This window comes from Microbacterium bandirmense, assembly GCF_037204185.1.
GTDB lineage: Bacteria > Actinomycetota > Actinomycetes > Actinomycetales > Microbacteriaceae > Microbacterium > Microbacterium bandirmense.
The window spans coordinates 66178-79497 of the sequence record NZ_JBBDGM010000012.1; the positions used below are offsets into that span (position 1 = coordinate 66178).

Annotated in this window: 12 protein-coding genes; 6 read left to right on the forward strand and 6 right to left on the reverse strand. The window is 67.4% G+C overall.

Features of this window, described 5'->3' with window-relative positions; genetic code table 11:
• Positions 1 to 74 precede the first annotated feature (74 nt).
• The 4 genes from WDU99_RS13465 to WDU99_RS13480 all read left to right on the forward strand — a co-directional run bounded on the left by WDU99_RS13465 (position 75) and on the right by WDU99_RS13480 (position 4926).
• Positions 75 to 1745 (forward strand): sensor histidine kinase, encoded by a 1671-nt coding sequence (locus tag WDU99_RS13465; RefSeq protein WP_337332969.1) that lies wholly within the window; start codon positions 75 to 77, stop codon positions 1743 to 1745.
• Entirely contained in the window at positions 1742 to 2863 is a 1122-nt protein-coding gene (locus WDU99_RS13470) for a hypothetical protein (RefSeq protein WP_337332970.1), read from the forward strand. Before WDU99_RS13465 ends, WDU99_RS13470 begins: the two co-directional genes overlap by 4 nt.
• Positions 2850 to 3878: a glycoside hydrolase family 6 protein gene (locus tag WDU99_RS13475; RefSeq protein WP_337332971.1), complete on the forward strand. Its 1029-nt coding sequence runs from the start codon at positions 2850 to 2852 to the stop codon at positions 3876 to 3878. The genes WDU99_RS13470 and WDU99_RS13475 overlap by 14 nt, the downstream gene beginning before the upstream one ends.
• Positions 3879 to 3948: 70 nt before the next feature.
• Entirely contained in the window at positions 3949 to 4926 is a 978-nt protein-coding gene (locus WDU99_RS13480) for a response regulator transcription factor (RefSeq protein WP_337332972.1), read from the forward strand.
• 18 nt (positions 4927 to 4944) lie between these two features.
• On the opposite strand, the gene WDU99_RS13485 is transcribed toward WDU99_RS13480, so the two are convergent.
• From WDU99_RS13485 to coaA, 5 genes are all read right to left on the reverse strand, one after another.
• Entirely contained in the window at positions 4945 to 6408 is a 1464-nt protein-coding gene (locus tag WDU99_RS13485; RefSeq protein ID WP_337332973.1) for a glycosyltransferase family 2 protein, read from the reverse strand.
• 138 nt (positions 6409 to 6546) lie between these two features.
• Complete coding sequence (locus WDU99_RS13490; protein WP_337332974.1) at positions 6547 to 7254, reverse strand: fructose 1,6-bisphosphatase; 708 nt, start codon at positions 7252 to 7254, stop codon at positions 6547 to 6549.
• 158 nt (positions 7255 to 7412) lie between these two features.
• The gene (locus WDU99_RS13495; RefSeq protein WP_337332975.1) at positions 7413 to 8009 is read right to left on the reverse strand and encodes a hypothetical protein; all 597 of its coding nucleotides are present in this window, start codon (positions 8007 to 8009) and stop codon (positions 7413 to 7415) included.
• Between the two features lie 117 nt (positions 8010 to 8126).
• On the reverse strand, positions 8127 to 8918 hold the full coding sequence (locus WDU99_RS13500; protein ID WP_337332976.1) for a hypothetical protein: 792 nt from the start codon (positions 8916 to 8918) through the stop codon (positions 8127 to 8129).
• A 103-nt stretch (positions 8919 to 9021) separates the two neighbouring features.
• The gene (gene coaA / locus WDU99_RS13505) at positions 9022 to 9975 is read right to left on the reverse strand and encodes a type I pantothenate kinase (protein WP_337332977.1); all 954 of its coding nucleotides are present in this window, start codon (positions 9973 to 9975) and stop codon (positions 9022 to 9024) included.
• A 110-nt stretch (positions 9976 to 10085) separates the two neighbouring features.
• Here coaA and WDU99_RS13510 point away from each other — a divergent pair, with 110 nt between their 5' ends.
• Complete coding sequence (locus WDU99_RS13510) at positions 10086 to 11090, forward strand: LCP family protein (RefSeq protein WP_337332978.1); 1005 nt, start codon at positions 10086 to 10088, stop codon at positions 11088 to 11090.
• A 192-nt stretch (positions 11091 to 11282) separates the two neighbouring features.
• On the opposite strand, the gene WDU99_RS13515 is transcribed toward WDU99_RS13510, so the two are convergent.
• Entirely contained in the window at positions 11283 to 12422 is a 1140-nt protein-coding gene (locus WDU99_RS13515) for a sensor histidine kinase (protein WP_337332979.1), read from the reverse strand.
• Positions 12423 to 12663: 241 nt separating this feature from the next.
• Here WDU99_RS13515 and WDU99_RS13520 point away from each other — a divergent pair, with 241 nt between their 5' ends.
• On the forward strand, positions 12664 to 13317 hold the full coding sequence (locus tag WDU99_RS13520; RefSeq protein WP_337332980.1) for a response regulator transcription factor: 654 nt from the start codon (positions 12664 to 12666) through the stop codon (positions 13315 to 13317).
• The last annotated feature ends 3 nt before the right edge of the window (positions 13318 to 13320 follow it).

Consider the following 13320-nt stretch of genomic DNA (forward strand, 5'->3'; position numbering starts at 1 on the left):
GCGTAAACGGCGCTTTTTGCGAGGGATCCATGCGTAAACGGGGTGACGACCGCGCGCTGGATACAATGGCGCCCATGCTCACCGGGTCACATGCGACGACAACGGACGCCGCCGGGATCCGCTACTACGGTGACGGACGCTGTCGTTCGATCTGGCGTTGGCAGCTCATCCTGGCCTTCACCATCGTCGCCATCGGCGTGGGCGTCGCCCTGCTGACGCCGCGGCTGCTGACCGATCCCGCAGTCAGCTCGGGCATGCTGCTTATCATCCTGGTCACCGTCGTCTCACTCGCCGTGCCGTGGAACCGCTTCGGCCAGGGCGCGGTTCTCGTGCTCCCGGTGCTGAACGCACTCGCCATCGGGCTGATCTACACCGGCGCGGATGCTGCGAGCGCCTTCCTGTGGGTGTTCCCGGTGGCCTGGGTGGCGTCGTACTACTCGGCGGTCACCCTGGTGGCGATGCTCGCGCTCATCTGCACGATGCTGATGACGAATCTGGGCATCCGCGGGTTCACCGTTGCGGCGACGCTCGACATCGTGATGCTGATGATCGCGATGTCGTTCGTCGGCGTGATCATGTTCGTCGGCTCGGAGCGCAACCGGTCGGTGCGCCAACTGCTGCGTGGGCAGTCCGCTCGGCTAGGGCACGCGCTGCAGCGGGTGAATCAGGAGCGGGCGCGCAATCGCCGGCTGCTCGACTCGCTCGAGATCGGCGTCGCGCGCGTGGTGGACGGCGGTGTGGTCGTGATGTCGAACAGCGCGTTCCACCGCATCTACGCACTCGAAGAGCAGCGTGGCTACCATCACAGCTGGGCGGTCGAGTACGACTCCCGCCGCGGTCAGCCGGTGCCGGCGCGGCAGATGACGATCGCGCGCGCCTCGCGCGGCGAGCTGTTCGAGAACCACACGGTGTGGCTGTTCGGCCTGGACGGTCGCTGGCGTGCGATCCGCGCCACCACGCGCCCGATCGAGAACGGCGACTTCGCGGACGACGGCGTGCTGCTCGTCGTCGAGGAGATCACCGAGAACGTCGACCCGCGCGCCGGCGACGATGCGCGGCGCCGGACGATCTCGCACGAGCTGCGCAACCCGCTGACCGCCGTGCTCGGTCACATCGATCTGCTGCTCGAGCGCGACGATCTGTCGGCGCCGGCCCGCACGCAGCTCGACGTCATCGAGCGGGCGGGGTCGCGCATGGAGCAGCTGATCGATCAGGTGCTCGCCGCCCCTGCCGCCGAGGCCGACGACCAGGCGGTTGATTTCGACCTCGCCCGGGTCACGCTGGCATCCGTCGAGGGTTTCTTGCCGACGGCGGATGCCAGTGGCGTGCTTCTGGATGTCTGCCTGTCCGAGCCGCTGCGGCTGCGGGCCGATGCGTTCCGCCTGCGGCAGGTGCTCGACAACCTGGTCAGCAACGCCATCAAGTACGCGCAGCGCGGTGGCAAGGTGACGGTGCACGGCGCCCGGCCGACAGTGGATGAGGTGAGCATCGTCATCACCGACACCGGCATCGGCATCGCCGAGGACGATCTGCCGCGCATCTTCGAGCCGGAGTTCCGCACTGAGCACGCCCGGCGGCAGGGCATCCCCGGCACCGGGCTGGGGCTTGCCATCTCTCGCGAGATCGTCGTGGCCCAGGGCGGCCGACTCGAAGTGCAAAGCCGATTCGGCGAGGGCACCCAGGTGACGGTGACGCTGCCCTCGTCATCACAGGAGCGGTTGTCTCAAGAACGGATGCTGTCATGATCACTTCGACTCTGGCGATGCCGGTTGTCGCGCTGACCACGCTGGCGACGGTGATGTTCATCGGGCTGGGGTTCCTGCCCCGGCCGTCGAGGGCGACGGCGGTGTGGTCGGCCGCGTTCACCGTGGCGATGGTGGGGTCGTACGTCTGGATCGGGCAGGACTACCTGTATCCCGAGCAGCTGCGTGCGGTCGGATCAGGGCTGCTGATCGGGTCGATGGGGCTGATCTGGTCGGGGCTGCGCGCCTACCGACAGCAGCCACGGCAGTATGTGTCTGTCGCGATCACGCTGACCTTCGCTGCGCCGCTGATTCTGCTCGTGGCGGTGCAGCTGGGCGCGTACGGCGTCGTGTTCCGGGTGGTGTTCGCGGCGATGGCGGTCATCGCGGCGCTGATCGTCGCGGAGTTGATGCGTCTGGGTCCGCAGCTGCGCGATGAGGCGCTGCCGCTGATGGGCGCCTCGACGCTGTTCATCGCCTTCGCCGCCATAACCATCGTCAACGGTGTACTGGTCGCCGGCGGCCAGGCGACCGTCTCGGACAGTCTGCTGTTCGTGCGCACGATCAACCTGATCGGTGCGGCGGTGTATGTCGTCTGCGCGCTGATGACAGTGCTGCTGCTGACCAGAAGCGACGACAGCGCGGTACAGGCCGGCAACGGATTCGAGAGCACCGTGCGCACACGGCTGAACCGGGCCGAGGCGGCCGCGGACACCTCCTGGTCGCTGCTCGACATCCGCATCGACGATCCGGATGACATCCGTCTGGCCACCACCACGGCGGCCTTCAATGCGGCGACGCACCGGTTCGAACGGGATGTCGACGCCGTGCTGCCGGCGGAGGCCGATATCCAGCGGATCAGCCCGACCCGGATCGTCGTGCTCATTCCCCGCGCACGGGGCGGCATCCGGGAGCTGCTGCCCGACCTTCTCAAGCGGATCTCATCGGAGCACGACAGCGATCCGCTGCCGGTGCGCATGACGGCGAGTGTCGGCTGGGCGCAGGTGTCGGTCACAGGGTACGACTACGATGCGCTGCTGCGCTGTGCGTCGGCTGCGGCACTGACGGCGCATGCGAAGGGCGGCGACCGCTGGGAGCGCGTGACCGATGCGACCACGTGAAGCGGCTCGCCGGAATCCCGCTCTGAGAAGACGCGTCTCGCTGCTGGTGATCGCCGTGGTCGCTGTTGCGGTGGGTGCCGCGGTGGTGATCGCGGTCGCGCTCGTGCAGCGGTGGGCGTTCACGGCGGCCGCCACGCCGCCGGGGGTGGGCACGACCGTGATCGCACCGCACCAGTCGAAGGCGCAGCGCGCGTTGGCGGAGGACGGGTCGGATGCTGAGATCGCCGCGACCGAATATCTTGCCGCGCAGCCGACGGCGTACTGGCTCACTCCGGAGCAGGATCCGCCCGGTGCGGTCGGCAGGACCGTCACTGCGCTGACGTCGCAGGCGCGGAACGAGGATGCCGCGGTGGCGGTGGTCGTGTACGGGCTGCCCGGCCGCGACTGCGGCAGTCACTCGGCCGGGGGTCTGGCGGCGTCGGAGTATCCGGCGTGGGTGTCCGAGATCGCAGATGCACTTGAGGCGGCTCCCGATGTTCAGAAGGTCGTGGTGCTCGAGCCCGACAGCCTGGCGCTTGCTCCCTCGTGCGGAGACGGGGATCAGCGCTTCGCGCAGCTTCGCGCGGCGGCGCACGAGCTCTCCGGCCCTGACACATGGATCTATCTCGACGGCGGGCACAGCGGCTGGCTGCCGGCCGCTGAGATGGCAACCCTGATCTCGCGTGTGGATGCTGGGACTCAGGTGCGCGGTTTCGCGACGAACGTGTCGAACTACCGGGCGACGCATGACGAGTTCGCCTACGCGCATGAGCTGTCCGGGCATCTCGGCGGGATGCACGCGATCGTCGACACGTCGCGCAACGGCGCGGCGACGGCGGGAGCGGAGTGGTGCAATCCTGCCGGGCAGCGCGTCGGCGAGCCGAGCGGCACGTTCGGCGACGACGTGGTCGATATGAATCTGTGGGTCAAGCCGCCGGGCGAGAGCGACGGACCGTGCAACGGCGGACCCGCCGCAGGAGTCTGGTGGCCCGAGGGAGCAGTAACACTGGCCGGGGCATCCGCAGCAGAACACTAGTATATCGGTGGGGGCGTGTAGCACGACTGTTGGGACCCGGTACTGGCCTCCTTGATGAGGAGCTGCCACCATGCTCGATGAGACTCAGCCGAAGACTGCGGTGATCGTTGAAGACGACCCCGATGTGCGTCATCTGCTCTCCGACGTGCTCGAATCGGCCGGCTTCTCCACGATCTGCGTCGGCAACGGCATCGACGGCGTGCGCGCCGTGCTCACCTATCAGCCGCTGATCACGACCCTCGATGTGAACCTGCCGGGCATCGACGGCTTCGAAGCCGCGCGGCGCATCCGCGCCCAGAGCGACACGCACATCATCATGCTCACCGCCCTCGATGAAGAGGCCGATGTGGTGCTCGGCCTCGGTTCAGGTGCCGATGTCTATCTGAACAAGCCGTTCCGCCCGCGCGAGCTGCGGGCGCGCATCGAAGCGCTGCTGCGCCGGTCGCGCACCAGCGGCAGCAGCGTGCCGCAACAGGAGCAGGTGGGCCCGTCATTCCCGCAGGCGCGCGCAGCCCAGCATCCGACCGCACCGCATTCGAGCGCACCGCATCCGCACGTCTTCCAGCAGCAGCCGATGCAGACGACCTTCCCTCCCCCGCCTGCGGACTGGCAGCCGGCTGCCCAGAACCCCCCGACTGCCCAGAACCCCCCGGCCGCCCAGCACCCTCCGGCCGCGCAACCCGCGCCTCCGGCCACCTCGACGGCGATCGACGAGAGGGACTGGATCTCGCATCGCGATCTTCGGCTGAATCCTGAGGAGCGCCTCGTGTCGGTGCGCGGGCAGGAGGTCGACCTGACGCGTACCGAGTTCGATCTGCTGTGCGCGCTGATGGAGTCGAAGCGGCGCGTGCGCAGCAAGGCGGATCTGACGCTGGTGCTGCGCGGCGAGTCGTACGTCACCAGCTACTTCGTCGGCGAGGCGGACAAGCGCGCGATTGAGGCGCACATGACGAATCTGCGGCGCAAACTGGGTGATTCGGTGTCACAGCCGAGCTACATCGAGACCGTGCGCGGCGTCGGGTACCGGCTCACCGCCGAGGTCAGCTGATACAGACGGTCAGCTGATTCAGACCCGGTAACCCTGGTGGCGGCGCAGCAGCTTGAATATCATCAGCACGGTCTGCGCCACGGTCACCAGCCCGACCACGGGCCATCCGACCCAGAGCACCGACGACTGCGCGACCGGCCCGAGCAGGTTCCACGCCACCGCCAGGCCGACGAGCACGACCAGCAGCAGCACCATGGGTATCCAGTGCGTGCTGCCGCCGCCTTTCTCGGCCTTGGCCTGCATCGCCCAGTTGTCGACCTTCTTGCGGGAGAGAAAGCGGAACCATGACCGCATGAAGTGGCTGAGTCTGATCCACATGAACAGCTCGGCGGGAACGACCAGTGCGGCGAAGAACACATCTCCGGCCGTGCGATCCTTCATGGTCATCGCGATGCGCACGTTCAGCAACACCGCGACCAGCGGCGGCAGCAGCCACCACGGCGAGAAGACGAAGGCATTGATCGACAGCGAGCCGGCCAGCAGCGTCAGGAAAGCGATCCGCACGAACAGGTTGGTCAGCATCCCGAAGTTCTCGAACCAGCGCAGCCGCAGATTCGGGTGCAGCGGCTGGCCCTTGGTGTCGCCGCGCTGCCCGGGCCACATCAGCTCGATGGCGCCGTAGGTCCACTTCACCTGCTGGGCGTCGTAGGCGCGCAGCGTCGTCATTCCGCCGACGTCGGCGCGCGCGTACGGGCTGATCTTGGTCAGATAGCCCGCGCTCTTGATCTGCAGCGACAGCAGCGAGTCCTCGACCTCGCTGTCACGCACCCACGGCGTGCGCTGGTGGTTCTCTTTGATCACTGCGCGCAGCGCTGTAGTCGAGAAGATCGAGAACTGGCCCCCGAGCACGGCCATGTTGCGTCCGCGCAGCAGGTTCTGCAGGTTGAAGGCCGCGAACTGGGTGCGCTGACCGGCGGTGAGAAAGCGGGCGATCGCGCCGGTGATGGGTGCCGGGTCGATCGAGTAGATGGCCGAGATGCCGCCGATGCGCGAGTCTGAGACGGCCTCGGTTTCGAGGTACTCCACGGCGCGGCGGTCGGCGACGGTGTCGCCATCGACGCCGAGCAGGTAGTCGTAGCCCTCGACCAGCGCGTACCCGTAGTTGAGGGCGCCGACCTTCTTGTCGGGGTTCTTGCCGATGTCGTGCACGAACACCTCGGTGAACTGCTCCCCCAGGTCGGTGGTGATCTCGTGCGGACCGGCGAACTGTGAGGCCACGCGCACGGTCCGGTCGGTGGAGTTGTTCACCACGACGTGGATGACGTCGGGCACGCGGGTCTGTGCGAGCAGCGAGGAGATGACCCCGGCGATGGAATCCTCTTCGTTGTAGGCGGGGATCACGCAGCCGATCGTCGAGCGGTGCGCCGTGGTGTCGTCGAGCACCGCCGCGAAGTCGTCGGCGAACCCGAGGTGCTGCTCGATCGGGGCGAGCTCGTCGTACGAGTGCCTGCCCGAATCGGGGCCGGTGAGAGGCGTGACCATGTCGGCTCCTGTTCCTGATCAGCGGGGTGTGGAGGCTGATACGGCGAGTCTGGCGGAGCCGGCTTCGGATGCCCGCGAGAAGCCCCTCGGGTCGGCTCAAGATCTGCCGAGGAGCTGCTCAGGGCTGGGGTGACGAGGTCATCCGGCGTTGTCGCCGGCGTGGATCGCGATCGGCAGGGTCTGGTAGATCACCTGCTGCTGAAAGCTGGTGTCGTCGTTCGCCGCGCCCTCGACCGACACCGTCAGCTCGAACTGCAGGGTGATGCCGTACGTGTCGGCGGGCAGCTGGTGGATCGTTGCCTGGGGCACGAGCAGCCCGCCCTGGTAGCTGTTCAGCAGCAGCCCGCGGGAGGAGCGCAGCGTGTCGGTCGGGACCAGGGTGCGAGGATCGGCGTTGAACAGGAAGGGCGCCGAGACCTGGTTCGAGGTCTGCGCGGTCTGCGACGAGATCGCGATGTGCGAGATGTAGACCCGGCGCTTCTCGGTGAGTACCGCCTTCTCGTCGACCCGATGGTCGTAGACGTTCACGGCGAGGCCGAAGGTCTTCTCGCCGTCGGGTCGCCATTCCATGGTGCGCTTGGGGTCGTGAGCCCACACGTCCAGGCGCACCTCGAGGTCTTCGGCGACGTCACTGGACAGCGAGACCGAGCCGTCGCGCGTGAACTGCGATTCGAAGGCGACGGCGTCGTTCGCCGACGGATGCGGCGTGGGTGTCACTACCGTCGGCACCTGCGCCGCGTTGAACAGGTCTACGGTCTGCGCGCAGCCGGTGAGAGCGGCGACGACGACCAGCCCGGATATCGCGAGAGCGGCGCGGGCAGGGCCGTGGATACGGCGAGCGGTCATGGATGCTCGTTTCACGATCGGGAGGATGTCCGCGGATGCGCGGTTCTCTCACGGTATCCGCGCCCGATCGAGCGCGAGCGCGTGGCGGCGCCGATCGGGTGATTCTCGCGCTGATCTTGCGCTGGTCTTGAGGTTGCTTGAGCGTCGCGCCTTGCGTCTCAGCGGGCGATCGCGATCGTCAGCGAATCGCTGGCCGTCTGCTTGGCGTATTCCTTCGAGGTGGGCGTGGTCTGTGCCAGGAAGTCGTAGGTGAACTGCACGGTCACGAAGGTCGCGTCGGGGTCGACCGGGCCGACGTTGAACGTCTGCGAGTAGCTGTACGGGTCGCTCACCAGGTAGCCCGGTGCGACGGTGGCCACGTCGGCCTGCACCTCGAGCGGCGGGAACGTTGCGTCGGCGTTGCCCGGCACGACGAGCATCGATGCCTTCTGCAGGTACACCTTCTGGCCGTCGTCGGGGGTGATGGTGGTCACCAGTGAGAAGCTGATCGGCTTGACAGCCCCGGCATCCCATCGATCCATCGACAGCGTCGACCAGTATTCGATCTCGGCGCTGACCGCGCCGGCCGACAGCTCCCGCTGGGTGCTGCCCCCGGAGAGGTCGTTGGGCACGGGGGCGGATGCTGTCGGCGGCGGGCTCGACGGCGGGGCGGTCTGCTCGTCAGCCCACGGCGCCGGGCCGCAGCCGGCCGTGACGATGACCGAGAACGCCGCGGCGGCACACAGCGCTGCCCGGCGTGCCGCTGTGATTCGCATGCCGTCTCCCCCGGTGAACTGTTCGGCCTCGCCCAATCCTAGGGGCAGGCGGTCAGCCGTCCGGGTCCCGGGCCGGGACCCGGACGGCTGCTTTTCCCACCCGGGGTGTGCAGGCGATCAGCTGTCGGTCTGCGCCTCGGTCTGCGAGGGCTCGGGCACCGCGGCGTTCGCGTCGATCGCGAGACGTCCTGATGGCATCAGCGATCGTGCCTGCGGCGATGCAGCCGACGACTTCGTGCGCGGCAGGCAGGCTTCGTAGCTGAGATCGCCGATGCCGATGTGCTGGTTCGACGAGCTGTTCTGCCCGGCCACGTAGCGCACCGTGACGGTCTGCACTGTGCCCGGCCAGGTGACGCGCACCCGGCCGGCACCTTCGTTGATCGGCGTGTCGCCCCAGGCGATCGGCTGGAACGGGTTCGAGCTCGTGCCGGCACCGGTGATGTTCGACCCGCGGCTGGCAGTGAAACCGGCCGGCGAGACGTACGCGGTGTCGATCCAGTTGCTCTTGTCGATGTCGTGAATGATGAACGACAGCCCCTCCACCGGTTCACTCAGGTGGAACGTGAGTTCGACCCAGTCATTCCTGTCGACGCGCCCTGACATCTGCATCTCGATGTAGCTCCAGGCCGGATTCGTGGTTGTGCGTGCGACTTCTCCGCTGGCCCCGTAGCCCACCTGCCCGTTCTTGCGCCTGCGTGTCACGGTCGCCGTCACCTGCGATGGCAGGAACGTGAGCGTGGAGGGCCGCGTACCCGGTCTCAGGTCGTCGAAGCTGGTGGTCTGCACACACGATGCTGCGGCTACCGGAACGGTGGCTGCGACGGCGATGGCCGGTGCACTCCAGGCCATGGCCTTCGCGACGGTTCGGCGGCTGATTCCCTGTTTCGAGGCGCGCTCGACGTCATTCATTTGTTTCCCCAGTCTGCACGCGTACTGGCTCTCCCACAGAGCCGTCGGGCACACGCGCGGTTTTGACCTTAGTGGACCCTAACTACGCCTGACAACCGCGAGCTCAGACCTTGCGCAGCTGCACGGTCTCGACGGCGTGGTCGGCGCCCTTGCGCAGCACGAGGGTCGCGCGGTGCTTGGTGGGCATGACGTTCTCGACGAGGTTGGGCATGTTGATGTCGTTCCAGTACCCGAGCGCGGTGGCGACGGCCTCGTCGTCGGTGAGGTGCGCGAAGACGTTGAAGTACGACGACGGGTTGCTGAAGGCGCCCTGGCGCAGCGCGAGGAACCGGTCGATGTACCAGCGCTCGATGTGCTCGGTTTCGGCGTCGACGAAGATCGAGAAATCGAACAGGTCGCTGACGGCGGGGTCATGCGGCGCGGGCGGCGGCTGCAGCACATTGAGACCTTCGACGATGACGACGTCGGGGCTGCGCAGCACGACGTGCGCATCGGGCACGATGTCGTACCGCATGTGCGAGTAGAACGGGGCCCGCACCTCGGGGGCGCCGCTCTTGACCTCGGTGAGGAACTGCAGCAGCGCACGCCGGTCGTAGGCCTCAGGGAATCCCTTGCGGTCCATGATCCCGCGACGTTCGAGTTCGGCGTTCGGGTAGAGGAACCCATCGGTGGTGACCAGCTCCACGCGGGGTGTACCGGGCCAGCGGCTCATCAGCTCGCGCAGCAGGCGGGCGATGGTCGACTTGCCGACGGCGACCGAACCGGCGACGGCGACGACGAACGGCGTGGTGGTGTCTTCCTCCTGCAGGAAGTCGCTGGTGGCCGCGCCGAGTTGGCGGGTCGAGCTGGCGTACAGGCTGAGCAGGCGGCTGAGCGGCAGGTACACCTCGCGCACCTCGGTGAGGTCGAGTCGGTCGCCGATGCCACGCAGCTCGACGATCTCGGTCTCGCTGAGCGGCTGCGTGAGCCCCGCGGCCAGGCGCGCCCAGTCGGCTCTGTCTATCTCGCGGTACGGAGACAGGGGCAGGGTCGGGTCTGCGGCGGTCACGCGCTCCATCGTAACGCCGGGTGGGCCCGCGCCCGTCGAGGTGTCTCCGTGGGCGCTGCGCGAGAGCGTGCCGTCGCGTTACACAGAATCGATGCACCTCGACCGTCCATACTGAGTGCATGACTTCGAGTGATTCCGATTTCGCCCTCCACGCGACACCGCGTCGCCGGCGTCGCTGGCCGTGGGTGATCGTGTTCGTGCTGGTCGGTGCACTGCTCGCCGCCGCGGCGACCGCGGGCGTCTACCTCTGGAATCTGAGCTCGTCGTTCGAGAAGGCCGAGAAGCTTCCGGCCGCCGAGGTGTTCCCGACGGTGCGGCCGACGGCGACGAATCCCGAGGCGGTGAACATCCTGATGCTCGGGTCGGATTCGCGCAGCGGTCTGGATGGCGATCTGGAGGGCATCCGCGGGCAGCGTGCCGACTCGATCCTGCTCGTGCACATTCCCGCCGACAGGTCGGGCGCGCAGGTGATCTCGTTCATGCGCGACAACTGGGTCGAGATCCCCGGGCACGGTGAGCGCAAGCTCAACGCGGCGCTGGCGCTGGGCGGTGTGCCGCTGCTGATCGAGACGCTCGAGGGCATCATCGATGTGCCGATCGATCACGTGGCGATCACCGACTTCGAGGGGTTCAAGGGGCTGACCGAAGCACTCGACGGGGTGTCGGTGGACAACTCGATCCCGTTCACGTCGGACGGCTTCACGTACGAGCAGGGCGTTGTCGATGTGCGTGGCGACAAGGCGCTGGCGTTCGTGCGCGCCCGGTACCCCTTCACAGACGGCGACTACCAGCGCGTCCGCAACCAGCAGTCGTTCATCAAGGGTGTGCTCGACAAGATGCTCAGTCGCGAGACGCTGACCGATCCGGGTCGCATCGCCGCGTCGGTGGATGCCATCTCGCCGTACCTGACGGTGGATGCCGGGCTCGATGTCGCGACGATCGGTTCGCTCGGCTTCAGCCTGCGCGGCATCGATCAGAGCGACATCATCTTCATGACCTCGCCGACGCTGGGCACCGGCATGGTCGGCGACCAGTCGATCGTGCGGCCCGACTGGGAGGGCCTGGCGGCTCTGTCTGAGGCGCTGAAGAACGACACCGTTCCCGAGTTCGCTGCGGCGGGGTGACGCGACCGCGCCCTGAAACAGATGATCGCGGGCGCGAGTAGACCTAAAGACTGAGGTGTGCGCCCGCGATCACGGCGCTGGGGACGCCGATACTGGGGAGACTCCAGAATATTGGCTCGGCTCTCGGCAACGGTATGTCCGAACGGCGAGACCGCAGTGGACTTTCGTCTAGACCTGCGGTGCCTGCCCGTCTCAGCTGACGGGCAAGCGCGCGGCGACGCGCCACTGGTCGCCCTCTGCGCCGGTCGTGAACTCTCCGCTGGCGCCGATCACGCGCTCGGCCATGCGGCGCAGTCCGGTGCCGCTCGAGGGCACGTCTCTGCGGGGCGCCTCGGCGAGCGGACTCAGGATGGTCAGCGCGATCGATTCGTCGTCGGTCTCGACGCGAATGGTGACGTCGCCGGGGCCGGCGTACTTCAGGATGTTGGTCGTCGACTCGCGGACGATGCGCGCGAGCACGATCTCGGCGATGCGCGGAATGCGCTCGTCGCCGGGGTCTCCCTCGGTGACCACCTGGTGCCCGGCCGCCTCGATCTCGGCTGCGGCTTCGGTGATTGCAGTGGCGAGGTCACCGGCGTGCGTCACCGTCGAGCGCGGCCCGTCATCGGCGAGGTCGATCACGAAGCGCAGGTCGGCCATCGCCTTGCGAGTGGCGATGCGGATCGCATCCTGCGAGCCCTTGAGCGTGTTCGGGTCGTCGAGCAGCTGCACATGCAGTGAGACGACGGTGAGATGGTGGGCGATGCTGTCGTGCAGTTCGCCGGCGATCCACCGTCGTTCGGCGAGCACCGCCTGCCGTTCTTGTTCGGCGCGTGCCGCCAGTTGCTGCTCCAGACTCTCACCGCGGGCCGAGGCGAGGCGCAGTGCGAAGCCGATCGCGCCGGCGACGGCGGCGATGACGAGGTAGATACCGACGTTCACCGACTCGCGGTCGACGAGTGCGACCACAGCGGTGGCCACGAGAAAACCTCCGGCGTACGACAGCACGAGCGCTGTGGCACCCAGTCGCAGCACCATCCCCGCGGCGATGGCTGCGGCGAAGAGCACGGCGGCCTCTTTGCCGACGCCCACCGAGACGGCGAAGACGAGGCCGAGGGCGACTGTGGCCGTGGCCGGCCACCAGAGGTAGAGAACGAACACCGCCGTGGCGGTGATGCTGAGCAATGAGCCGACGAGGTCGGCGCCCGGTGTGAAGACGACGTTGATGATGTCGATAGCCATCACGATCGCCAGGAAGGCGAGCATGACGATGCGCTCGACCGTGGTCAGACCCTCACCGCGGTTCAGTCGGAGGCGACCTTGTTCATCGCGCGGTGACAGGCGAAGGGGCATCGCCCCAGTATTGCTCAGAGCGCGGCGGCTCTGACGGATAGACTCAACGGATAGCGCCAAAGATGCGTGCGAGCTGCTCCCAGAAGGACATGGAATTCACCTCCACAAGTGAACATTTGGCCAGGTACGTATTGATCCTCTCGGTTGGCACGAGAGAGCACATCCGTCTCGTGGCCAGACTTGACTGCCCAAACGTCTATATCGCCTCCTGACCTTCCGGCAGCACGGATATGCTCTGTCCATGCCCGAGATCAGAGTCCTCATCGTCGACGACGATCCGCTGGTGCGTTCTGCGCTGTCCCACTTCGTGTCGCGCGATCCCGAGGTCGAGGTCATCGGTGAGGCCGACAACGGCCGTGACGCGATCGCATTCCTCGAGCGCGACCTGCCCGACGTGGTGATGATGGACGTGCAGATGCCCGAGATGAACGGCATCGAGGCGACGGCGGCGATCGCGAAGCGCTGGCCCGACGTACGCATCCTGGCGGTGACCACGCTCGACGGCAGCGACACGGTGCTGCCGATGCTGAGCGCCGGAGCATCCGGATACATGCTCAAGGACTCCAGCGCCGAGAGCATTCTCGCGGGCGTGCGCGAGGTGCACAGCGGTGCCAGTTCGCTGTCGCCGCGGATCGCCGAGTTGCTGGTGCGACATGTGCGCAGCACGGCACCGTCGAGCGAGACGGGTGCGCTGGAGGAATTGACCGACCGCGAGACCGAGGTGCTGCAGCGGCTGTCGCAGGGCATGTCGAACGCCGAGATCGCGCACTCGCTGATCGTGTCCGAGGGCACCGTCAAGGCGCACCTGGGCCGCATCATGGCGAAGTGGCACGTGCGTGACCGGGTGCAGATCCTCGTGGTGGCCGCGCGCGCCGGTCTCATCGACTTCCGCTGATCG

What these genes read in the sequence shown, in the direction of transcription:
- WDU99_RS13475 (WP_337332971.1), top strand. Translation starts at nt 2,850, where the DNA reads ATGCGACCACGTGAAGCGGCTCGCCGGAATCCCGCTCTGAGAAGACGC.
- WDU99_RS13490 (WP_337332974.1), bottom strand. Translation starts at nt 7,254, where the DNA reads ATGACCGCTCGCCGTATCCACGGCCCTGCCCGCGCCGCTCTCGCGATA.
- WDU99_RS13520 (WP_337332980.1), top strand. Translation starts at nt 12,664, where the DNA reads ATGCCCGAGATCAGAGTCCTCATCGTCGACGACGATCCGCTGGTGCGT.
- WDU99_RS13510 (WP_337332978.1), top strand. Translation starts at nt 10,086, where the DNA reads ATGACTTCGAGTGATTCCGATTTCGCCCTCCACGCGACACCGCGTCGC.
- WDU99_RS13480 (WP_337332972.1), top strand. Translation starts at nt 3,949, where the DNA reads ATGCTCGATGAGACTCAGCCGAAGACTGCGGTGATCGTTGAAGACGAC.
- WDU99_RS13495 (WP_337332975.1), bottom strand. Translation starts at nt 8,009, where the DNA reads ATGCGAATCACAGCGGCACGCCGGGCAGCGCTGTGTGCCGCCGCGGCG.
- WDU99_RS13465 (WP_337332969.1), top strand. Translation starts at nt 75, where the DNA reads ATGCTCACCGGGTCACATGCGACGACAACGGACGCCGCCGGGATCCGC.
- coaA (WP_337332977.1), bottom strand. Translation starts at nt 9,975, where the DNA reads ATGGAGCGCGTGACCGCCGCAGACCCGACCCTGCCCCTGTCTCCGTAC.
- WDU99_RS13470 (WP_337332970.1), top strand. Translation starts at nt 1,742, where the DNA reads ATGATCACTTCGACTCTGGCGATGCCGGTTGTCGCGCTGACCACGCTG.
- WDU99_RS13515 (WP_337332979.1), bottom strand. Translation starts at nt 12,422, where the DNA reads ATGCCCCTTCGCCTGTCACCGCGCGATGAACAAGGTCGCCTCCGACTG.
- WDU99_RS13485 (WP_337332973.1), bottom strand. Translation starts at nt 6,408, where the DNA reads ATGGTCACGCCTCTCACCGGCCCCGATTCGGGCAGGCACTCGTACGAC.
- WDU99_RS13500 (WP_337332976.1), bottom strand. Translation starts at nt 8,918, where the DNA reads ATGAATGACGTCGAGCGCGCCTCGAAACAGGGAATCAGCCGCCGAACC.